Annotated in this window: 20 protein-coding genes; 7 read left to right on the top strand and 13 right to left on the bottom strand. The window is 63.5% G+C overall.

Features of this window, described 5'->3' with window-relative positions; all coding sequences use genetic code 11:
• Positions 1–65 precede the first annotated feature (65 nt).
• Positions 66–1,385, bottom strand: a complete 1,320-nt coding sequence (locus tag X773_RS41110) for an MFS transporter (protein WP_023674066.1) — start codon at positions 1,383–1,385, stop codon at positions 66–68.
• A gap of 120 nt (positions 1,386–1,505) precedes the next feature.
• On the opposite strand from X773_RS41110, the gene X773_RS41105 reads away from it, so the two are divergent.
• Complete coding sequence (locus tag X773_RS41105) at positions 1,506–2,423, top strand: LysR substrate-binding domain-containing protein (RefSeq protein ID WP_023674065.1); 918 nt, start codon at positions 1,506–1,508, stop codon at positions 2,421–2,423.
• Positions 2,424–2,768: 345 nt separating this feature from the next.
• Here X773_RS41105 and der read toward each other — a convergent pair whose 3' ends face one another.
• Together der and X773_RS41095 are read right to left on the bottom strand one after the other, a co-directional pair.
• Positions 2,769–4,202, bottom strand: coding sequence for a ribosome biogenesis GTPase Der (der, locus tag X773_RS41100; RefSeq protein ID WP_023674064.1), 1,434 nt, complete (start codon positions 4,200–4,202; stop codon positions 2,769–2,771).
• Between the two features lie 6 nt (positions 4,203–4,208).
• Positions 4,209–4,874 (bottom strand): tetratricopeptide repeat protein, encoded by a 666-nt coding sequence (locus tag X773_RS41095; protein WP_023674063.1) that lies wholly within the window; start codon positions 4,872–4,874, stop codon positions 4,209–4,211.
• Positions 4,875–5,079: 205 nt separating this feature from the next.
• Between X773_RS41095 and X773_RS41090 the strand changes: the two genes are divergently transcribed.
• Positions 5,080–6,072 carry a polysaccharide deacetylase family protein gene (locus tag X773_RS41090; protein ID WP_031211035.1) on the top strand — a complete coding sequence of 331 codons (993 nt, stop codon included), beginning with the start codon at positions 5,080–5,082 and terminating at the stop codon, positions 6,070–6,072.
• 26 nt (positions 6,073–6,098) lie between these two features.
• Here X773_RS41090 and sbmA read toward each other — a convergent pair whose 3' ends face one another.
• The 3 genes from sbmA to X773_RS41075 all read right to left on the bottom strand — a co-directional run bounded on the left by sbmA (position 6,099) and on the right by X773_RS41075 (position 8,965).
• Complete coding sequence (sbmA, locus tag X773_RS41085; protein ID WP_031211034.1) at positions 6,099–7,376, bottom strand: peptide antibiotic transporter SbmA; 1,278 nt, start codon at positions 7,374–7,376, stop codon at positions 6,099–6,101.
• A 114-nt stretch (positions 7,377–7,490) separates the two neighbouring features.
• A complete protein-coding gene (locus tag X773_RS41080) occupies positions 7,491–8,606 on the bottom strand; it encodes a YbfB/YjiJ family MFS transporter (protein ID WP_036237967.1) in 1,116 nt (371 codons plus the stop codon).
• A gap of 152 nt (positions 8,607–8,758) precedes the next feature.
• The gene (locus X773_RS41075) at positions 8,759–8,965 is read right to left on the bottom strand and encodes a hypothetical protein (protein WP_023674059.1); all 207 of its coding nucleotides are present in this window, start codon (positions 8,963–8,965) and stop codon (positions 8,759–8,761) included.
• A gap of 97 nt (positions 8,966–9,062) precedes the next feature.
• Between X773_RS41075 and X773_RS41070 the strand changes: the two genes are divergently transcribed.
• From X773_RS41070 to X773_RS41060, 3 genes are all read left to right on the top strand, one after another.
• Positions 9,063–9,977 (top strand): LysR substrate-binding domain-containing protein, encoded by a 915-nt coding sequence (locus X773_RS41070; RefSeq protein WP_023674058.1) that lies wholly within the window; start codon positions 9,063–9,065, stop codon positions 9,975–9,977.
• A gap of 80 nt (positions 9,978–10,057) precedes the next feature.
• Entirely contained in the window at positions 10,058–11,314 is a 1,257-nt protein-coding gene (locus tag X773_RS41065) for an aminopeptidase (RefSeq protein ID WP_023674057.1), read from the top strand.
• Between the two features lie 57 nt (positions 11,315–11,371).
• Positions 11,372–11,728 (top strand): DUF488 domain-containing protein, encoded by a 357-nt coding sequence (locus X773_RS41060; RefSeq protein WP_031211033.1) that lies wholly within the window; start codon positions 11,372–11,374, stop codon positions 11,726–11,728.
• A 191-nt stretch (positions 11,729–11,919) separates the two neighbouring features.
• Here the strand turns inward: X773_RS41060 and X773_RS41055 are convergent, their stop codons facing one another.
• Positions 11,920–12,273: an ArsC family reductase gene (locus X773_RS41055; protein ID WP_031211032.1), complete on the bottom strand. Its 354-nt coding sequence runs from the start codon at positions 12,271–12,273 to the stop codon at positions 11,920–11,922.
• Between the two features lie 155 nt (positions 12,274–12,428).
• On the opposite strand from X773_RS41055, the gene X773_RS41050 reads away from it, so the two are divergent.
• Together X773_RS41050 and X773_RS41045 are read left to right on the top strand one after the other, a co-directional pair.
• The gene (locus tag X773_RS41050) at positions 12,429–12,779 is read left to right on the top strand and encodes a metalloregulator ArsR/SmtB family transcription factor (protein ID WP_023674054.1); all 351 of its coding nucleotides are present in this window, start codon (positions 12,429–12,431) and stop codon (positions 12,777–12,779) included.
• Positions 12,776–13,261 (top strand): SRPBCC family protein, encoded by a 486-nt coding sequence (locus X773_RS41045; protein ID WP_023674053.1) that lies wholly within the window; start codon positions 12,776–12,778, stop codon positions 13,259–13,261. Before X773_RS41050 ends, X773_RS41045 begins: the two co-directional genes overlap by 4 nt.
• A gap of 126 nt (positions 13,262–13,387) precedes the next feature.
• Here X773_RS41045 and X773_RS41040 read toward each other — a convergent pair whose 3' ends face one another.
• The 6 genes from X773_RS41040 to X773_RS41015 all read right to left on the bottom strand — a co-directional run bounded on the left by X773_RS41040 (position 13,388) and on the right by X773_RS41015 (position 19,530).
• A complete protein-coding gene (locus X773_RS41040) occupies positions 13,388–14,815 on the bottom strand; it encodes an aldehyde dehydrogenase family protein (protein ID WP_023674052.1) in 1,428 nt (475 codons plus the stop codon).
• Positions 14,816–14,849: 34 nt separating this feature from the next.
• Complete coding sequence (locus X773_RS41035; protein WP_023674051.1) at positions 14,850–15,935, bottom strand: ABC transporter ATP-binding protein; 1,086 nt, start codon at positions 15,933–15,935, stop codon at positions 14,850–14,852.
• Entirely contained in the window at positions 15,925–16,533 is a 609-nt protein-coding gene (locus X773_RS41030) for a cupin domain-containing protein (protein ID WP_023674050.1), read from the bottom strand. The genes X773_RS41035 and X773_RS41030 overlap by 11 nt, the downstream gene beginning before the upstream one ends.
• A gap of 179 nt (positions 16,534–16,712) precedes the next feature.
• On the bottom strand, positions 16,713–17,783 hold the full coding sequence (locus tag X773_RS41025; RefSeq protein WP_031211030.1) for an ABC transporter substrate-binding protein: 1,071 nt from the start codon (positions 17,781–17,783) through the stop codon (positions 16,713–16,715).
• Positions 17,768–18,646, bottom strand: a complete 879-nt coding sequence (locus X773_RS41020) for an ABC transporter permease (RefSeq protein WP_023674048.1) — start codon at positions 18,644–18,646, stop codon at positions 17,768–17,770. Before X773_RS41020 ends, X773_RS41025 begins: the two co-directional genes overlap by 16 nt.
• Positions 18,643–19,530: an ABC transporter permease gene (locus X773_RS41015; RefSeq protein WP_023674047.1), complete on the bottom strand. Its 888-nt coding sequence runs from the start codon at positions 19,528–19,530 to the stop codon at positions 18,643–18,645. Before X773_RS41015 ends, X773_RS41020 begins: the two co-directional genes overlap by 4 nt.
• Between the last annotated feature and the right edge of the window lie 22 nt (positions 19,531–19,552).

The raw sequence follows: 19,552 nt of genomic DNA, 5'->3' as shown, positions 1-19,552 counted from the left end.
ATGATGCATTAACCTTGATGGGGCGTTAACAGCTTAGAACGTTGTTTTCCCATCTCGTGTCGAAGTCAGGCGCTTTTGCGGCCATCGCTTGACGGAAGAAAGATCGGCCAGGCGATCAGCGCGCAAATAGCCGCACCCAGCCAGACGCCTGCCCACGAGCAGAGCACGAGAAGCCCGGGAATGGCGATCGGCACCAGGAAGAAGGCAATGAAGACCAGACTGTTGGCGAGGCCGAGCGCCGTTCCAGCCTGGCTGGCGCCGGCCAGCGTCGCAAGCTCGGTGTAGGCAACGCCGTGCCAGGAGGAGACGCAGATACCGGCCACGACCAGCACCGCAACGATCGCCGGCGACAGCATCGGCGCTTGGCCTGACAAGAATTGGGCCGAAAACAAGACGAGCGCCGCAAGCACGGTGAAGGCGGCCACGCTCAGCATGCTGCACAGACGCAGGAACGACCGGCGGTTGCCGTGACGGTCGGTGTAGCGGCCGCTCCAGACGCGCATGACCATGGCGCCGACCTGCACGGCAGCCAGGCTGGCGCTGATCACGGCTGTTCCCATGCCGGCGAAATCATGCAGGAACACGGAAGCAAATGTAAGCACCGCCACCTGCGGAAAGCAAAGCAGGCCGGTGGCTGTTGCGATGCGCCAGACGGCCGGGTTGCGCAGCGGCGCCGGGCCGGACGACAATGCCATGCTGCCCGAATTGGCATCGTCATGCGCCGGCGGCTGATGCAGCCAGCGCCAGGCGAGCGAGGTCGAGACCGCGGATGCAGCCGCCAGCAGTCCGAAGACTGCCGTGAAGCCATGGGCTGAAGCGAGCGCTGGCAGCACGAGCGCGCCAAGCCCGCCGCCAAGCGGCACCGCCGTCTGCCTGATGCTCATGGCAAAGCCGCGCTCGCCTTCGCCGAACCAGGCCATGATGGCGCGGCCGCTGGAGCCGTTGACGCTGCCGCCGAGCAATCCGGTGACCAGCAGGGCAGCGGCGAGAAGCGCGATGCCGGGAATATGGGCCGCTGACGGCACGACCAGCGCGGCCATGACAAGCAGCCAAACCGCGGTTGCGCCGAGCCCCGTCAGCAGCACGCGGCGGTCGCCCCAGCGATCGGTCAGCAGCCCCCACGGCAATTCGCTCAGCGCCACGCCCAGGCCGAGAAGGCCAAGCGCCAGGCCGAGCTCGCCATTGGAGAGATGGTAGCCCGAGCGCAGGAACACCGCCGTCGCCGGAATGCCGGAGAAGGTCGCGGAAAAGCAGGCATTGGCGGCGACGCCGATGCCCAGCACCTTCCAGCGATGATTGGCTCGAAGTGCCGCCGCCTCTGACGGGGCGGCAACGGCGGCCGGGCGAAGCGGTTTGCAATCTGCTCGTGTGGCGACAGCGGACATGGTTCAGCTCCTGCATGGGTCGGCTGCATTCGGTCTTGACGCGCTCTCTCTACCGCCATAGCTTCGTACTGAATATCAGGAAGTTTTTGACGTAATGTCCCGAATATCAGGATTATTGGCATGCGACGCGTGACATTCGATCTCGACGTCCTGCGCAGCTTCGTCACCGGCATGGAGCTGGGCAGCTTCGCCAAGGCCGCCGACCGGCTCGGCCGCTCGACCTCGGCAATCAGTGCCCAATTGAAGAAGCTGGAGGACCAGGCGGCGACGCCGATCTTCCGCAAATCTGGGCGTGGCCTGGCGCTGACGGACGCGGGCGAGACCATGCTCGGCTACGCGCGGCGGCTGATCGAGCTCAATGACGAGGCCGCCTCCGCGATCCACGATATCGAGCTGGAGGGTTGGGTGCGGCTTGGGCTACAGGAGGATTTCGGCGAGGCGGTGCTGCCGGAGGTGCTCGGGCGCTTCGCCCGCGCCCATCCCAAGGTCAAGATCGAGGCCAGGATCGCACGCAGCCATGAGCTTGCCGAACGGATCATTTCGGGCAGCCTCGATATCGCGCTTGCCTGGCACAATGGCGCGACGCTGCCCTACAGCCGGCATGTCGCCGACGTCCAGATGCGCTGGATCGGCCCGGCAAAACAGATCGAGACCAGCCTGCGCGATGGCGAGGCGTTGCCGCTGGTGGCGCTCGAAGCGCCGTGCCTGCTGCGCAGCGTGGCGACCGAAACGCTCGACCGCGCCGGCCTGGCATGGCGGATGGCCTTCTCCAGCCCGAGCCTTGGCGGCATCTGGGCAGCCGTCGCCGCCGGGCTCGGACTGACGATCCGCACCGATATCGGCCTGCCGGCCACCGTCAGGGCGATGACGCCGGAGATCGCCGGGCTGCCCGCCTTGCCCAAGATGGCGCTGTTCCTGCATCGCAAGGAGGCCGAGCCCGACCCCGTGGCAGCGCGGCTTGGCGACATCCTGCTGCAGGCAGCGCTGGAAGCCTTGCCCGGAAGCGGCGATGCGAATGGTCTGAGGAAGGTGGCTTAAGGCCGATGAGCCGAAATGACCGCAAGCCTCGTAGCTTCGTCAGTTGAAGAATCCAGAAACGCAGAACGAGCGCCGCGATCCTTCGCGCCCCCCTCTGTCCTGCCGGACATCTCCCCCACGAGGGGGGAGATNGCGCCGCGATCCTTCGCGCCCCCCTCTGTCCTGCCGGACATCTCCCCCACGAGGGGGGAGATTGGCAGGTTCGCCGTCCCGCCCCTCTTTCAATGTTGGAGATTGGCGAAAGCGGAGAGGACGGCCAATCTCCCCCCAAGTGGGGGAGATGCCCGGCAGGGCAGAGGGGGGCGCTGTCCCGCCGACGTCTCGCAAGGTTCCGCCAATGATGATCTAGTGGCGCTTCTTTGCCTTGCCGGCGAAAGGATTGTCCGAGGTGCGCAAGGCGATGCGGATCGGCACGCCGGGCATGTCGAAAGCCTCGCGCAGGCTGTTCGAGAGATAGCGGACGTAGGATTGCGGCATCGCATCCGGCCGTGAGCAGGAGACGACGAAGCCCGGCGGCCGCGTCTTGGCCTGCGTGACATATTTGATCTTCAGCCGACGCCCGGCGACAGCGGGCGGCGGATGATGCGCCAGGATGCCTTCCAGCCAGCGGTTGAGCCTGCCGGTCGACACACGGCTGTTCCAAACTCGATGCGTCCTGATGACAGCATCCATCAGCTTGTCGAGGCCACGCCCGGTCTCGGCCGACACCGGCACCGCCTGCATGCCGCGCGCCTGCGGCAGCAGCCGCTCGGTTTTTTCGCGCAGCTCGGCCAGCAACTCCTGGGGATGATCGACGAGGTCCCATTTGTTGAAGGCGATCACCGGGGCACGGCCCTCGCGGATGATCAGGTCGGCGATCTGCAGATCCTGCTTCTCGAAGGGAATGGTGGCGTCGAGCACGATGATGACGATTTCGGCAAAGCGGATGGCGCGCAAGCCGTCCTGCACCGACATCACTTCGAGCTTTTCGTGGATCCTGGCCTTGCGGCGCATGCCGGCGGTGTCGAACAATTTTAAGCGGCGGCCATGCCAGTCCCAGTCGACCGAGATGGAATCGCGAGTGATGCCGGCCTCAGGGCCGGTCAACAGCCGCTCCTCGCCGATTAGTGCGTTGATCAGCGTCGACTTGCCGGCGTTGGGGCGGCCGACGACGGCGATGCGCATCGGCTTGGTGTCGTCATAGCTCGGCTCGGCGTCCGGGTCGGTGATGTCCTCGCCGATCAGCACCTCGCTGGCGGCGACCTCATCCTCGCCGGCCTCTTCGTCCTCGCCGAAGGCGCGCGCCTCGCCAAGTGCTGCGATCACCGCGTCGCGCAAATCGGGCAGCCCCTGGCCGTGTTCGGCCGAGACCGGGATCGGTTCGCCAAGGCCGAGCTCCCAGGCCTCCAGCATGCCGCCCTGGGCGCCGCGCGCCTCAGCCTTGTTGGCAACGACGACAACCGGCTTGCCGGACTTGCGCACGATCTCGGCGAACGTCTTGTCGTCAGGCATCAGCCCGGACTTGGCATCGATCGTAAAAAAGATCAGGTCGGCCTCGCGGATGGCGATCTCGGTCTGGGCGCGCATGCGGCCGGGCAGCGTCGAGGCAGCCGCATCCTCGAAGCCGGCGGTGTCGATGACGTCGAAATGCAGGTCGTAGAGCTTTGCGGCATGGACGCGGCGATCGCGAGTGACGCCGGGCGTATCATCGACAAGCGCCAGCTTCCTTCCCACCAGCCGATTGAAAAGGGTCGATTTGCCGACGTTAGGCCGGCCGATGATGGCGACTTTGAAGGTCATGGACTATCACGACACGCCGCCCGAGCCGCGGATCAGCTCGGACATCAAAGTCGCCCGCTCGCGCGTGTTGCGCGGGGCGCCATCATCCGCGGCGATCTGGTCGAACAGCTTCAATGCATCCGCCGCCTTGCCTTCCTTCCAGGCGGCAAGGCCAAGCGCCTCGCGCGCCGTATGGCGCAGCGTGTTGGTGTCGGCGGTGAGCGCCTCGACGCGGCTGGAGACATCGGCGAAAGAGCCGTGGTCGACCAGAAGCAGCGCTGCCCTGAGACGAGCCATGTCGCGAATGCCAGAGGGGATCTTGGTGTCGGCGGCGACCTCGTCGAAATCCTTGACGGCGGCGTCGACGTCGCCCTTGTCCGCCTTGACGGTTGCCGCGCGCATGCGGGCGAGCAGCGGATAGGCGCCGTAGCCGTCCTTCTCCAACGCCTCCAGAGCGGCAAGCGCCTCGTCGTTCTTCCCGTCATTAGCAAGCTTGAGCGCCTGCGAAAAAGCATCGCCCGAGCGGTTGGCGCGAGTTTCGTCCCAATAGCGGTAGCCGACGACAGCAGCAGTGCCGAGCACCACCAGCACGGCCAGCACGAGCAAGGCGGGACCGAAACGGTCCCACAGCGCATGCGCCTGGTCGCGACGAATCTCTTCGTTGACTTCGCGGATAAAACTGTCGTCCGACATGGATCAAAACCATTTCCTGCCCCGGGCGGGGCGGTTGATGAGCCCGCGTTTTAGCGAAATTTTGCCGGCATGGAAGGGGTTCGGCAGGAAAATCGCCTATTCACGAGGCAGTCGCCGCCAACGGCGGCCGTACAGGTCGATCCTACCCGTGCCATATTTCACCGGTAGGCGTCGCTTCTACATTCCTTGATCCGGTCAGATGCCTTTGCCCCGTTTGTCCCGCGTTGTTGCGTTTTCGATTGCCGCGCTTGCTACCGGCGCGGCTTTTGCCGACCCGCCGGCGCCGCCGGCAAAACCGAAGCAGATCGTCATCATCTCATTCGACAGCGCCCGCGACATTTCGCAGTGGCAGCGCAGCCGGGCGCTGGCCCGGCGCACAGGCGCGCATTTCACCTATTTCGTCTCCTGCGTGTTCCTGTTGTCGCCGCAGACACGCAAGGAATACACCGCGCCCGGCAAAACAGAAGGCAAATCGAATATCGGCTTTGCCGCCTCCAGGCAGGAAGTCGCCGACCGGCTCGAGCAGATCAACCTTGCGGCCTCAGAAGGCCACGACATCGGCAGCCACGGCTGTGGGCACTTCGACGGCAAGGACTGGAGCAAGGCCGACTGGCTGGGCGAGTTCGGCTCGTTCAAGCATATTCTCGAGAACGCCTATTCGATCAACGGCATTGCACCCGAACCAAAGGGCTGGCGCGATTTCGCCCGCAAGTCGGTGGTCGGGTTCCGCGCGCCTTATTTGTCGGCAAACAAGGCGCTCTACGAGGCGCTGCCCGCGGCCGGTTTCCTGCTCGACGCAAGCGGCGTCTCGCGTGGGCCGGTCGAGCCGCCGACCGTCAACGGCATCACGCGCTTTTCGCTGCCGCAGATCCCGGAAGGGCCGAGCTCAAGGCGCGTGATCGCCATGGATTACAATCTCTATGTCAGACATTCCGGCGGCTTCGAGCGGCCGAGCATGGCAGAAGAGTTCGCTGACCGGACCTATAACGCGTTCCGCGCCGCCTTCGATGCGCAATACCAGGGCAAGCGCATTCCGCTTGAGCTCGGCTTCCACTTCACGCTGATGAATGACGGCGCCTACTGGAACGCGCTGGAACGCTTTGCCGGCGAGCTCTGCGTGATGAAACAAGTCGAGTGCATCAGTTTTCACGATTATGTTTCGCGGCGAGGCGAAAGGCACGCGGCGGTGGGCGGCTGAGCGGAAGCGCTCGCCGCCCGCCAGTCTTAGCTTGCCGGCTGGTCCTCAGGGCGCAACCCGGCTTGCTCACGTTCGAGATAACGCTGGTCGATTTCCGGCAGCGGCTCGCCTTCGAGCGTGGCCTCGAAGGCGCGCAAGCGTTTGTAGATCGAGATCAGTTCCACGACCGTCGGCCAGGCATTGACCAGATACTGAAATGAAGATCGGACCTGCTCAAAGGAGTTGAGAATCTGGTTCAGAGCGCCGAGCTTGATCTTTCCCGCGACCATCGTAGGGACAAGAACAATATATGGAAATATATTGTCGATCTGTAGATAGAATATTCTAGCGACGTTAAAATATAAGTAGTGGAAGTATTTACGAAAATAGATGCTTCTTACACTTCTAAAAAGGTCAGCGACAGTTGGCGGTTGGGCGCGATCTGCATCGTCCTCACCATAGACCAATTCTTTGCGGTAGGCTGCCTCGACACGTTGGGTGCGGAATTCGAGACCCGGCAGTTTGATTCCTACCGCAGCTAAGAAAGTAGTTCCGAAGGCCGACCAAAGGATTGCTACAACGACCAGGGAGTAAGGCACCGTGCCGACAATCGGCAGTTCCGTGACGTTTTCAGAGAGATGCAGCAGCACGGGAAGGAACGCTATCAGTGTCATGATGGACCCGACTAAGCTTACGCCCAGATCCTCCATCGTGCTGGAGAAGCGCATCGTGTCTTCTTGAACACGCTGGGACGCACCTTCGATGCGCCTCAATCTTTCCCAGTTGGTCATGTAGTATTCGTTCATTGCGGTGCGCCAACGAAATATCCAATGACTTACAAAAAACCGGTTGAGGGCGCCAACGGTCACAGCCAGAAGCGCAATCCACATGATTGTCAGCAGTTGGATATAGAAGTCCCACGGCGTCGTAGAGTACGGTGTGCCTAAAGCCTTCTGAATAAGATCGTAGAAAGGGCCATACCAGTCATTGAAGGCGACATTTACCTGCACCTGGTAATAGATCACAAAGAGAATCAGTGAGGTGCCAAGGATCGACCAATTCCGCCATGGATGAGGTCGGTACCAGGCCCAAAAGCCGTAGAAGATGAGGACGACAGCCGCAAAATATATATAGAACCAGAGAAATGGCTTCGACCAAAAGAGCGACACGCCAATGATCTTGTCGACGCCGGCGGCCATCGGGGGCAGTCCAAACACTGCTCCAAGTTGCTCTCCTCCAAAAAACCAAAACAGAACGGCCGCGAGGCTCCAGACGGCGACCGAACTGAAGAACAGCTTCGGCTGCGGAAAAAACGATACGAACACTGTGGCGAAATCCTCGGTCGATGCGCAAATCAGCGGGTTCAGCGGGCATAAAGTCACACATTAGCGGGAAAGAAAATGCCCGTGCCCAACGCCCGGCGCCGAGCAAGACCATAATCATGGCGATTTTGGCGCAGCCGACCAGGCGATCGCACCCGAGGCGAGCAGGACGGCGGCGGCCACGATCGAGGCAAGGAAAAAGTTACCCGAGGCCTGCGCAAGCAGACCGGCGACGATCGGGCCAATGATCTGGCCGAGGCCGAAGGCGGCCGTCATCACCGCCAGCATCCGGCGTGGTGCTTGCGGGGCAAGCTGCCGTCCGGCCTGGAGGCCAAGCGCGGTTATGGCGATGAAGGTGCCGCCGACAAGAAGGCCGCCGAGCAGCGGCCCGGTGCGCCCGCCCATGACGACACTGGCGCTGACGCCGACCACCTCGACCAGGCACCCCAGGGCGTAGGTGGCATAGAGCCCGATTTTAGCCGTAAGCTTCTGCCACAGCCAGACCGATGGGAAACCGGCAAGTCCGGTGACCATCCAGACCACGGCCTCGAAGACGCGGCCGCCGCCGCCCTGGCGGACGATGGCGACCAGGAACGTTGCCGTGACGATGTAGCCGAAGCCGAACAGGCCGTAGGCGACGATGATCTTCACCAGCGACCGGTCTTTCGGCAGTGCCGGCTCGCTCCCGGTGGTGCTGTTCGCGGCCGAGGTGCCGCCGGCCAGCAAGGCGACGACGGCAAAGCCGCAGGCCGAAATCACCGCGGACCACAGCCAGCCCGCCGCCCAGCCGGCATGTTCGGTGACGAGGACTGCCAACAGCGCCGAGGACGCCGCGATGCCGAGGCCGACACCGCCGAAATACAGCGCCTGCAGGTCGTTTCGCCCGGCCGCGGCGAGATGACCGAAAACGATGCTGGTCATGAAGACCAGCACGAAGGCGCTGGCGAGGCCGGCAAGAAAGCGGATGAGGAGAAAGCCGGGCATGGTGCCGCTCAGGCCCATCAGGCCGGCGAGGATCGCGGTGGCGGCAAGGCCGGCCAGCATCAGCTGGCGCTCGCGGCCTTGCGCCCAGCCGCCGGTGGCGGCAAGCGCGCCGACGAGATAGCCGAGATAATTGGCCGATGCGATCCAGCCGGCATCAGCCGGCGACAGGCCGAGCTCTTCCATCATGCCAGGCAGGATCGGCGTATAGACGAAGCGGCCGATTCCCATGGCGACGGCCAGGGCAATCATGCCGGCGATTGCCAGGCGCAAGGGCGAAGCGGCTTTCATCGCGATGCACAATAGGTGCGCCTGCCGGTCAGACAATCCGCCTTTTGTTGGGCCAGAAGGGTTGCGCAGCCGCGTCGGCGGCCGGCTCACCTGAAGTGCCAGCAAGTCCTTGTTCAGCCGCAGCAGGTCCTTGGCGCCGTCTCGAAGCGGGTACGACACGCGGTCAGCCTGAATGGCATGTCGGCGAGTTCGCGCTCCGACATGGTGTCGAGCACCGGATGCGACAGCGGATCGGTCACCCAGCTGGTGGCCTGGCTGTCATCCCGGTGCGGCTGCGCCCCGATCGGGGAAAAGGCGCCAAGCCATGACAAAATCTTCATCGGATTTGCCTCCTCACTCTGAGTAGCCCACTTAGAATCCGCCGTTCCTTAGCGTCTGGCAATTGAGATTTCAGCCGCTCCAGTTTAGAAAAACTGTATGGCTACTCTGAACCGCGTCCATCTCAACGGCTTGCGCGCCGTGGAAACTGTTGCCCGCCTGGGCTCGCTCGCGGCGGCGGCCGGCGAGCTCAACGTCTCGGTCAGCGCCGTCAGCCAGCAGATCAACCGAACAGAAAAGCAGCTCGGCCGGGCGCTATTCGAACGAACGCCAGCTGGCCTGGTGGCGACGGAATTCGGCACCGTCTTTACCGCGCGGCTCAGCGCAGGCTTCCGCGAACTCGCACAGGCGGTGGCGCTTGCCGATGAAAGCTCGGAGTGCACGCTGGTGGTTTCGGTGGCGCCGGCTTTCGCCTCGAAATGGCTGCTGCCGCGGCTGTCGCGGCATTTCGCCCGGCATCCGAACGTGCTTCTGCGCATCGATGCCTCGGTGCGGCTTGCCGATCTCGATCGTTCGGACATCGACGTCGCCATTCGGCTCGGCGACGGCAAATGGCCGGGCGGGCGGGCCGAATTGCTGCTGGCGCAGGAGGTGTTTCCGGTCTGTGCACCGGTGATCGCCAGCAAGCTGAAATCGATCGAGGACCTTGCTTTGACCTGTGCGATCACGGACGAAAGATCGATGATCAGTTGGGAGAGCTGGTTCGAAGCGGCCGGAGTGGAGCCTGTCACCTTCATGAAGGGCGCGCGCTTCACCGATCCGATGCTGTGCCTGGAATCGGCGATTGCCGGCCACGGCGTCATGCTCGGCTGGCAGTTGCTGGCCGCCGACGCGCTGGCCGACGGCCGTCTCGTCGCGCCGTTCGGCATACGCGCCCAGAGCGGCCTCGGCTATTGGCTGGTGACTTCGGCCAGCAAGAACGAAAGCCGTAAGGTCAGGGATTTCAAGATCTGGATCCGCGAAGAGATCGAGGCGACGATGGCGCAGTTCAGGTCGCTCGAGAGCGCCAGCTGAGCCTGCCAGCACATCACGGTGGAAAGGTCGGTAGCGCCGGTCTATGTAAGAAACAGTCCCCAATCACGGCAGGCAGGATCATGACCACACATTCGCGCGGCGTTTCCGCAAGCATCGACCCGGTGAAGCTCGACAGGCTGGCGGAGGTCGCCGTCAAGGTCGGGCTGCAATTGCAGCCGGGGCAGGATCTGGTGCTGACCTCGTCTATTGCCGCGCTGCCTTTGGCGCGGCGGATCGTCGAGCACGCCTACAAGGCAGGCGCGGGCCTGGTGACGCCGATCTTCAACGACGATGAGATCACTCTCGCACGCTTCCGCTACGGCGCCGACGGCGGCTTCGACCGCGCCGCCGGCTGGCTCTATGAAGGCATGGCGAAAGCCTTCGCCAACAATGCGGCGAGACTTGCCGTGCGCGGCGAGGATCCCTCGCTGCTTTCGGCGCAGGACCCGACAAAGGTAGCGCGTGCCAACAAGGCGAATTCGATGGCCTACCAGCCGGCGCTGGAGAAGATCACCGGCTTCGATATCAACTGGAACATCGTCGCTTATCCCGATCAGGCCTGGGCCAAGCAGGTTTTCCCGGACGATGCCGAAGACGTCGCCGTGGCCAAGCTCGCCGACGCCATCTTTGCCGGCTCGCGCGTGGATGTCGAAGACCCGATCGGCAATTGGACGGCGCACAATGCGGCGTTGAAGAGCCGCACCGAATGGCTGAACGGCCACAATTTCCACGCACTGCATTTCACCGGCCCCGGCACCGACCTGACCGTCGGGCTGGCCGACGGCCACGAGTGGATGGGCGGCGCCTCGACCGCCAAGAACGGCATCACCTGCAACCCCAACATCCCGACCGAAGAGGTTTTCACCACGCCGCATGCAAGGCGCGTCGAAGGCCATGTCACCAGCACCAAGCCGCTGTCCTACCAGGGTACCCTGATCGACGGCATTGCGGTGCGTTTCGAGGCGGGCCGCATTGTCGAGGCCAAGGCCACGAAGGGCGAGGATGTGCTGCAAAAGGTGCTCGATACCGACGAAGGCTCGCGCCGTCTCGGCGAGGTGGCGCTGGTGCCGCATTCCTCGCCGATCGCCAAGAGCGGGCTGCTGTTTTTCAACACGCTGTTCGACGAGAACGCCGCCTGCCACATCGCGCTCGGCCAGTGCTATTCGAAGTGCTTCGTCGACGGCGCCTCGCTCGGCCAGGACGAGATCGCGGCGCGCGGCGGCAACAAGAGTTTCATCCACATCGACTGGATGATTGGCTCGGACAAGATCGACATAGACGGCGTCCATAAGGACGGCAGCCGCGTGCCGGTGATGCGCAAGGGCGAGTGGGTTTAGGCCCGGGATCTCTAAACGAAGGCCAGCAAGCAGCGGCGCCTGCTGGCCCATGCGGAGTTGGCAATGGGGCTCGCGGTCAAGCGCATCTATGAGCCGCCGGCGCCCGATGACGGGCAGCGGGTGCTCGTCGACCGCATATGGCCTCGCGGCGTCCGCAAAGAGGACGCGGCGCTGACGGTCTGGCTGAAGGACATCGCGCCGAGCAATGCGTTGCGCAAATGGTTCGGTCATGAGTCGGCGCGCTGGGCGGAATTCCAGCGGCGATACCGCGATGAGCTCGACCGGAACAGCGAGGCGGTGGCGGAACTACGTGCCTTGCTCCGTGAAGGCAAGGTGACGCTGCTCTACGGCGCCCATGACGAGGCGCACAACAATGCGGTGGCACTGGCGAGCTATTTGCGTGAGATCAATTAGTCACACCGGCGGGACAGCGCCACCCTCTGGCCTGCCGGCCATCTCCCCCTCAAGGGGGGAGATTGGCAGCTTCGCCGAAAGCGCCCTTCTTTGGAGACTAGCGAAAGCCGAAGCGACATCCAATCTCCCCACCAGAGGGGGAGCTGTCCGGCAGGACAGAGGGGGGCGCGACGGATCGCGGCGGGTCGGTTCTACTTCCCACTCACCGCCTCTTGATAAACATCAGGCTTGAAGCCAACGAGAACCCTGTCGCCAAGTTCCAGCACCGGACGCTTGATCATCGTCGGTTTGGCCAGCATCAGCGCCTTGGCCTTCTTCTCGTCCAGGCCCAGTCTGTCCTCGTCCGACAGTTCACGGAACGTTGTGCTCGCCTTGTTGAGCAGAATTTCCCAGCCGACCTTGCCTGACCAGCCGTTCAGCCGATCCGCGTCAAGGCCGTCTGCCCTGTAGTCGTGAAAGCGATAGGCAACATCGTGGCTCGCCAGCCAGGAACGCGCCTTCTTGACCGTATCGCAATTGGTGATGCCGTACATGGTGATCGTCAAAACGCGTCCTCGGACCAGTCGAATCTGACGGCACCCTAAAACCGCGCCTCTCGGTTTTCCAGCGGCCTCGCCGGCCGTCTGCGATTTTCGCGCTTGCCAATAGTAAGGAATCTTCCTAACTATTTCCCGAGCTAATTTGAGGCAAGGAAACGACCATGACGGGCCTGCAGACCGAAAGCCCCCCGCCCATTGACGGCATTTTCCGGGCGCTCGCCGATCCGACCCGGCGACGCGTGGTCGAGCGACTGAACCGAAGCCCCGCCTCGGTCAGCGAGCTTGCCCGGCCGTTCGAGATGGCCCTGCCATCCTTCATCGAGCACCTCAGGGTTCTGGAAGGCTGCGGGCTGGTGCATTCGGAAAAGGCCGGCCGCGTCAGGACCTACCGGCTCGCGCCGGAGCCGTTGAAGCTCGCGGAAAACTGGCTGGCCGAGCAGCGTGCGCTGTGGGAGCGCCGTCTCGACCAGTTCGACGATTACGTGCTGAAACTCAAGGAGAAAGACAGATGAATACGGTGCCGTTGTTCCAACCCGATCCGAAGCTCGACCTCGTGCTCGAACGGACGATCGAGGCGCCGCGAAAACTGCTGTGGATGGCCTTGACGGAGCCCGAACATGTCCGCCAATGGTTCACGCCGAAGCCGTGGATCATCACCGATTGCGAGATCGACCTGCGGCCCGGCGGCCTGTTCCGCACCCGCATGCAGTCGCCCGACGGCAAGGAGGTCAACGATAGGCGTTGCTGCTACCTCGAGATCGTCCAGGACGAGCGGCTGGTGTGGACCGATGCGCTGCTGCCCGGCTACCGGCCGTCAGGCGACCCATTCATCACAGCCGTCATAGCGCTGCAATCGCATGGCGAGACGACGCGCTACACCGCCACCGCCATCCACCGCGACGAAGCCACGCGCAACAGCCACGAGGAGATGGGCTTCTACGACGGCTGGGGCACGGTGGCGGATCAGTTGGCCGGCTATCTCAAGACGATCTGAGGCGACCCTGCTTCGCACTCACATTGCGGCCACGGAGCCGTCGTGGCCGTTCAACCGAACGCCGGTGCCGAGGCACCAACGCTCGCAACAAATTTCGACGGTTGGCGTAATGCCAATGTTGAACGCTCAGGCGCCGTAGCCGATGATGCCCTTGATCTCGAGGAAGTCGTGGATGGCCCAGTCGGCGTATTCGCGGCCGTTGCCGGACTGCTTGTAGCCGCCGAAGGGCGCGAACGTGTCCCATTCCGGATAGTTGATCGAGACCTGGCCGGCACGCAGGCGGCTGGCAATCTTGCGGGCGTGGTCGATATCCCCGGACTGCACATAGGCAGCCAGGCCATAGACGGTGTCGTTGGCGATCTTCACCGCATCATCATCGTCATCGTAGGAGATGACCGACAGGACCGGCCCGAAAATCTCCTCCTTCTCGATGGTCATGCCAGGCCTGACGTGGCCGAAAACGGTCGGTCGCACATAATAGCCACGGTTGAGGTGTTCCGGCCGGCCGGGGCCGCCGGTGACCAGCGTCGCACCCTCGGCGATACCTGCCTCGATCAACCGCTGGATCTTGTCGAACTGGACGATGCTGACCACCGGCCCGAGCTTGGTCTCCTCCGAGCGCGGGTCGCCAACCTTGTGCCGTTCGGCGGCCTTCCTGGCGATCGTCAGCGCCTCGTCGTGACGGGCGGCCGGCACCAGCATGCGGGTCGGCGCATCGCAAGACTGGCCGCTATTGCCGAAGCAGGCGTTGACACCCTTGCGCACCGCCGTCTCGAAGTCAGCGTCGGGCAGCACGATGTTGGCCGATTTGCCGCCGAGCTCCTGCGCGACGCGCTTTACCGTCTCGGCCGCCGTCTTGGCGACGATGATGCCGGCCCGGGTCGATCCGGTGAACGAGACCATGTCGACATCGGGATGGCCAGCCATGACCTGGCCGACATCCGGACCAGTGCCATTCACCATATTGTAGACGCCCTTCGGCGTGCCGGCGGCGTCCATCACCTCGGAAAAGATGATGCCGCTGATCGGCGCGATTTCGGAAGGCTTTAAAATGACGGTGCAGCCGGCGGCGATGGCCGGCGCCACCTTGCAGACTATCTGGTTGAGCGGCCAGTTCCACGGTGTAATCAGCGCGCAGACGCCGATCGGCTCCTTGACCACCATGGTGGTGCCGCGCTTCTCGCTGAATTCGTAATCCTCCAGCGCCTTGATAGTGGCTTCCATATGCGCCCTGCCCGCCCAGGCCTGCGCCTCGCGCGCCCACCTGATCGGCGCGCCCATTTCCTGGCTGACCGCCTGGGCGATGTCCTCGTAGCGCTCATTGTAGACTTCGAGGATACGCTTCAGCAGCTTCAGGCGCTCGGCCTTGGTCGTTTGCGAAAAGGCCGGGAATGCCGCCTTGGCTGCAGCCACGGCCTTGTCGACATCGGCTTTCGAGCCGACCGAGATTTTGGTGTAGGCCTCTTCAGTGGACGGATCGATCACATCCAGCGTTGCCGGAACCACGGGGCCGACCCATTTGCCGCCGATGAAAAAATTGAGATGATTGCTCATGGGCCGTGCTCCGGTTTTCTGGAAATGAGTGAGACTAGCTAGGCAGCATAGGGCAGTTGGCACCACGGCGCAGGCTGATATGCGCCACGTCGCCGACGCTGAATTGAAAACCCTCTGTCCGGCGCGGCGCGTCGATCACCACCTGTGTCCCCTGCCCCAACTCTGCATGAAGGCGCAAGGTGCGGCCGTGAAAGACGATGCTGTTCACCCGCACCGGTGCAGTACCGGCCGCCGCCTCGGTCGTGGCCAAAAGGTCCTCCGGACGCACGCCGATGGTGCGCACCGTGCCCTCGCCAGGCAGTTCGCCCGTCTCCGAAACCGCTTCCAGCGGCAGGGCGCCGGCGGCGAACCGTAAGCGCTCGCCATCGCGGCCGACAAAGCGCGACTGCAGAAGGTTCATCGTGCCGATGAAGCTGGCGACGAATTTAGTGGCGGGCCGGTCGTAAAGGGTCGCCGGCGGCGCAATCTGCTCTATGCGGCCCTTGTTCATGACGACGATGCGGTCTGAGATCGACAGCGCCTCGGTCTGGTCGTGCGTGACCATGACGAAAGTGGTGCCAAGCCGCGACTGCAGCCGCTTCAGTTCGACCTGCATCTGCTCGCGCAGATGCGCGTCGAGCGCTGACAGCGGCTCGTCGAGCAGCAGCACACGCGGCTCGCAGACGATCGCGCGGGCAAGCGCGACGCGCTGGCGCTGGCCACCCGACAATTCGGACACGCGGGCGCCGAGCTTCTCGGCAAGGCCGACCATGTCGAGCGCTGCGCCGACGCGCTTTGCCTGTTCGGCACCGGAGAGCTTGCGCAGCGACAGGCCGAAGCCGACATTTTCGGCAACGTTCATGTGTGGGAACAGCGCGTAGTCCTGGAACACGGTATTGACGGGACGGCCGAAGGGCCTGAGCGCTGTGATGTCGCGGCCTTCGAGCAGGACCCTGCCGTTCGACGGGCTCTCGAAGCCGGCGATGACCCGCAGGCTGGTGGTCTTGCCGCAGCCTGACGGTCCGAGCAGAGTCAGGAACTCGCCGCGCGAAATATCGAGATCGACGGCGTCGAGCCCGATGATGCCGCCGGGGAATATCTTGGAGACCTTGTCCAGCCGGACGAGAGGATCAGGCGCCATCGCGAACCTCGGACGGCTTGGTGGTGTTGACCCACAGGATCTGGCAGCGCTCGCTGCCCGGATTGCGGAAGGCGTGCAGCAAGGTGCTCTTGAAGGCGAAGCTGTCTCCGGCCTTCAGCCCGTATCTGGTCGAATCGACCACCAGCTCGACCTCGCCCGACAGGACGAAGCCGAATTCATGGCCGGCATGGGCGTAAGCTTCGGCGGTGCCGCCACCGGCCTCAACGGTCACCAGCATGCCGGTTAGCGTGGCGGCCGGCGGCGACAGCAGTGCCTTGGCGATGCCTTCCGATTTTACCGGGATCTGCCGCCGGCTGTTGGCGCGCACGCAATAGAGGTCGTTGCCGACATCATTGCCGTCGGCGATCAGCGCCGACGGCTCGATGTCGAGTGCGGCGGCGAGCGGCCAAATCACGCGGACCCGCAATGACGACATGCCGCGCTCGATCTGGCTGAGCGCTCCGATCGAGACACCGGCTTTGGCGGCAAGTTCGGCCAGCGAGAGATTGCGCTCCAGCCTGAGCGCCCGCACGCGCCGGCCGACCCTGACGTCGGCGTCGTCTTTCGGCTTCTCAGCCGCTTCGTCCAGCATGTCCATTCGTTCGTCCTTGTTTGGTAAGGTTTTCCCTTCTCCCCTTGTGGGAGAAGGTGGATCGGCGCGAAGCGCCGAGACGGATGAGGGGTGTTGGTCGGAGTGCTGTCGGTGCCATCTGGAACACCCCTCATCCGTCGCCTTCGGCGACACCTTCTCCCACAAGGGGAGAAGGAAGAGCGAACTCAGCCGCCTGCCTTGACCTTCTCGAACATCTTGGCGAGTTCGTCATTCTGTTTCATCGGCCCGGTGAAGATGGTGGTCTTCAGCATCACCTCGGGATCGGAAGGCAGCTGCAGTTTCTCCAACTCCTCCTTCGGCACGGCGGCGAAAGCCGAGCTGGTCGAGCTGCCATAGCCGTAGGCCTGGATCAGATACTTTCCGGAATCCGTCTCCAGCCGGCTGTTGATGAAGTCATAAGCAAGATCGACGTTCTTGGCGTCCTTGAGCATGACGAAGCCGCAAGCCCAGGTCAGCATGCCTTCCTTCGGCTTCATGAACTCTACAGGCACGCCCTGCTTCTTCAGCGAGGTGGCCGAGGCGTTCCAGGTCATGGCCGCGACCAGCTGGCCGCTCGCCAGTGCCTGTTCGACCGAGGTCATGTCGGTGGTGTAGTTCGAGAGCAGCGGGCGCTGCTCGCGCAGTTTCTCCGCCACCTTGTCCATCTGTTCCGCCGTCATGTCGAATGGATTGACGCCGGCCAGAAGGGCCGCCACCACCGGTGTGTCGTGGACGGCATCGATGGTCGCCATGCGCCCGGCATATTGCTTGTCCCAGAGCAGGTTCCAGCTGGCTTCCGGGTTCTTCACCAGATCGGTGCGGTAGAGGATCGAGGTATTGCCCCAGTCCCACGGCACCATCCAGACCTTGCCGTCGCCGGCCTGCAAGTCGGGCAGGTTCTTGAAGACCGGGAAGATTGAATCCCAGTTCTTGATGCGCTTGGTGTCGATCGGCTGCAGCAGGCCTTCCTTGTTCCAGCGCGCCACCTTGTCATAGCAAGGGTGCGCGACATCGGGGCGGAAGCCGGCCTTGACCTTGGTGAAGGCGTCATCGTCGTCGCCGAACATCGCGGCTTCGACGCCATCAGGGTGCGCGGCGAGGAAGCTCTTGTTGAAGTCGGGCAGCTCGTAACCCGACCAGGTGAAATATTGCAGCTTGTCGCCGGCAAAGGCGACAGTCGATGCAAGCGCCAGCGCCAAGGCGGCCAGTCCGGTTTTCGCTGTCTTTGTCGTTATCGATTTCAAGTCGAATGCCATTGCAGTTCTCCTCTTTCGGTTTCTTCTGGTTTTGACAGGCTGGCGGGCGCTGGCCGCCGGGTGGCGGCAAGCCCGCGATGGCGCAGGATTTCGGCGAGTGCGGCGATGACGAACGACACGGCCAGGATCGCCGTGCCGAGCGCCATGACGGTCGGCAGCGATTTCGGGAAGCGCAGCTGGCTCCAGATATAAAGCGGCAGCGTCGGCTCGGTGCCGGCAAGGAAGAAGGCGACGATGAACTCGTCGAACGAGGTCAGGAAGGCCAGCATGAACGCCGAAATAATGGCTGGCAGGCTGAGCGGCAGCATCACCCGTCTGAAGGTCGTCCAGTCCGAGGCGCCGAGGTCGAGCGCTGCCTCGCGGATGGTCTTCGGGATGGCGGCGAAGCGGCTGCGCATGACCACCACCGTCGTCGGCAGCGCCACCAATACATGGCCGAGCACAATGGCAATGCGCGACGGCCCGAAACCGGCGAGATTGACCAGGATCAACAGCGAGATGCCGACGATGACGCCGGGGATCAGGATCGGCAGCCGCGCAATGGCACTGATCGTGGCGGCCAGCGGCGAGCGGCCGTAGAGGTCCATATAGGACACGGTGATGCCGCAGAGTGTTGCGCCGGTGGCGGCAATGGCGCCGATGACGAGGCTGGTGGCAAGCGCACCGGACAGCGCCGAATTGCCGACCAGCGTGCCGTACCATTCCAGCGTGAAGCCTTGCAGCGGAAACGCCGCCTGGATCGAATTGTTGAATGAAAACAGTGGGATCAGCAGTATCGGCAGATACAGGAACACCAGATAGGCAAGGACGTAGGCTCCGAGCCAGCCGCCGCCTTGCTTTGCGTCCAGGCGCGCCGTGTTCATGTGCGGCTGCCGTATCGCCGGTCGGCGAAGCGCACCACCAGCACCACGGCGAGAATGACCAGCATGACGGCGACGGCGAGTGCGGCGCCGAACGGCCAGTCATTGGCCTTGCCGAACTCGGCCTGGATCAGTGTGCCGATCATTGTACTGGCAGGGCCGCCGACCAGCGCCGGCGTCACATAATCGCCGACGGTCGGCACGAAGACGACGAGAGCAGCCGCCAGCACGCCCGGCATCGAATTGGGCAGCACGATGCGACGGAAGCTGGTGAACGGTTTTGCGCCGAGATCGGAAGCAGCTTCGAGCAGCGATTTCGGGATCGTGTCCAGCGCCACATAGATGGGCAGGATGGCGAACGGCGAATAAGCGTGGGCAAGCGTGACGACGACCGCTGCCGGCGTATTCAGGAAGGCCAATGTCGGCTCCGACCAGATGCCGCTTTCGATCAGCGCCGAGTTCAGCACGCCATTATAGGCAAGCACGATCTTCCAGGCGAAGACGCGCAGCAGATAGCTGGTCCAGAACGGCAGGGTCAGCAGGAACAGCAGCAGCCCACGCCGCCGCCCGGCATGGAAAGCCAGATAGTAGGCAACGGGATAGGCGGTGACGACGGTTGCCAGCGTCACCAGGCCGGCGATGCCCAGCGAGCGCAGCGTCACCGTCCAGTACAGCGGATCGGTGGCCACAGTGACGAAATTCGCAAGGGTGAAACCAGCCCCCAGCAGCGAGCCGTCATTGCCGCGAAAGGCGAGAAAGAACACCAGGCCAAGGGCGAAAAGGATCAGCAAGAAGGTGACCAGCCCGCCGGGCAGCAGCATGGCGAAGCGGAAGGCCGGCGAAGACCGGGTTTCCGGCAGCGACTGCGTTACGACGATGGTCGACATCGGCTGTCCATCGAAATTTGAA

This window comes from Mesorhizobium sp. LSJC280B00 (assembly GCF_000502835.1).
In the GTDB taxonomy this organism is placed as follows: domain Bacteria; phylum Pseudomonadota; class Alphaproteobacteria; order Rhizobiales; family Rhizobiaceae; genus Mesorhizobium.
The sequence above is the reverse complement of the archived record's forward strand: the minus strand, read 5'-3'. Positions and strand labels throughout refer to the sequence as shown.

What these genes read in the sequence shown, in the direction of transcription:
- X773_RS41110 (WP_023674066.1), bottom strand. Translation starts at nt 1,385, where the DNA reads ATGTCCGCTGTCGCCACACGAGCAGATTGCAAACCGCTTCGCCCGGCC.
- X773_RS41105 (WP_023674065.1), top strand. Translation starts at nt 1,506, where the DNA reads ATGCGACGCGTGACATTCGATCTCGACGTCCTGCGCAGCTTCGTCACC.
- der (WP_023674064.1), bottom strand. Translation starts at nt 4,202, where the DNA reads ATGACCTTCAAAGTCGCCATCATCGGCCGGCCTAACGTCGGCAAATCG.
- X773_RS41095 (WP_023674063.1), bottom strand. Translation starts at nt 4,874, where the DNA reads ATGTCGGACGACAGTTTTATCCGCGAAGTCAACGAAGAGATTCGTCGC.
- X773_RS41080 (WP_036237967.1), bottom strand. Translation starts at nt 8,606, where the DNA reads ATGATTGCCCTGGCCGTCGCCATGGGAATCGGCCGCTTCGTCTATACG.
- X773_RS41075 (WP_023674059.1), bottom strand. Translation starts at nt 8,965, where the DNA reads ATGAAGATTTTGTCATGGCTTGGCGCCTTTTCCCCGATCGGGGCGCAG.
- X773_RS41070 (WP_023674058.1), top strand. Translation starts at nt 9,063, where the DNA reads ATGGCTACTCTGAACCGCGTCCATCTCAACGGCTTGCGCGCCGTGGAA.
- X773_RS41065 (WP_023674057.1), top strand. Translation starts at nt 10,058, where the DNA reads ATGACCACACATTCGCGCGGCGTTTCCGCAAGCATCGACCCGGTGAAG.
- X773_RS41050 (WP_023674054.1), top strand. Translation starts at nt 12,429, where the DNA reads ATGACGGGCCTGCAGACCGAAAGCCCCCCGCCCATTGACGGCATTTTC.
- X773_RS41045 (WP_023674053.1), top strand. Translation starts at nt 12,776, where the DNA reads ATGAATACGGTGCCGTTGTTCCAACCCGATCCGAAGCTCGACCTCGTG.
- X773_RS41040 (WP_023674052.1), bottom strand. Translation starts at nt 14,815, where the DNA reads ATGAGCAATCATCTCAATTTTTTCATCGGCGGCAAATGGGTCGGCCCC.
- X773_RS41035 (WP_023674051.1), bottom strand. Translation starts at nt 15,935, where the DNA reads ATGGCGCCTGATCCTCTCGTCCGGCTGGACAAGGTCTCCAAGATATTC.
- X773_RS41030 (WP_023674050.1), bottom strand. Translation starts at nt 16,533, where the DNA reads ATGGACATGCTGGACGAAGCGGCTGAGAAGCCGAAAGACGACGCCGAC.
- X773_RS41025 (WP_031211030.1), bottom strand. Translation starts at nt 17,783, where the DNA reads ATGGCATTCGACTTGAAATCGATAACGACAAAGACAGCGAAAACCGGA.
- X773_RS41020 (WP_023674048.1), bottom strand. Translation starts at nt 18,646, where the DNA reads ATGAACACGGCGCGCCTGGACGCAAAGCAAGGCGGCGGCTGGCTCGGA.
- X773_RS41015 (WP_023674047.1), bottom strand. Translation starts at nt 19,530, where the DNA reads ATGTCGACCATCGTCGTAACGCAGTCGCTGCCGGAAACCCGGTCTTCG.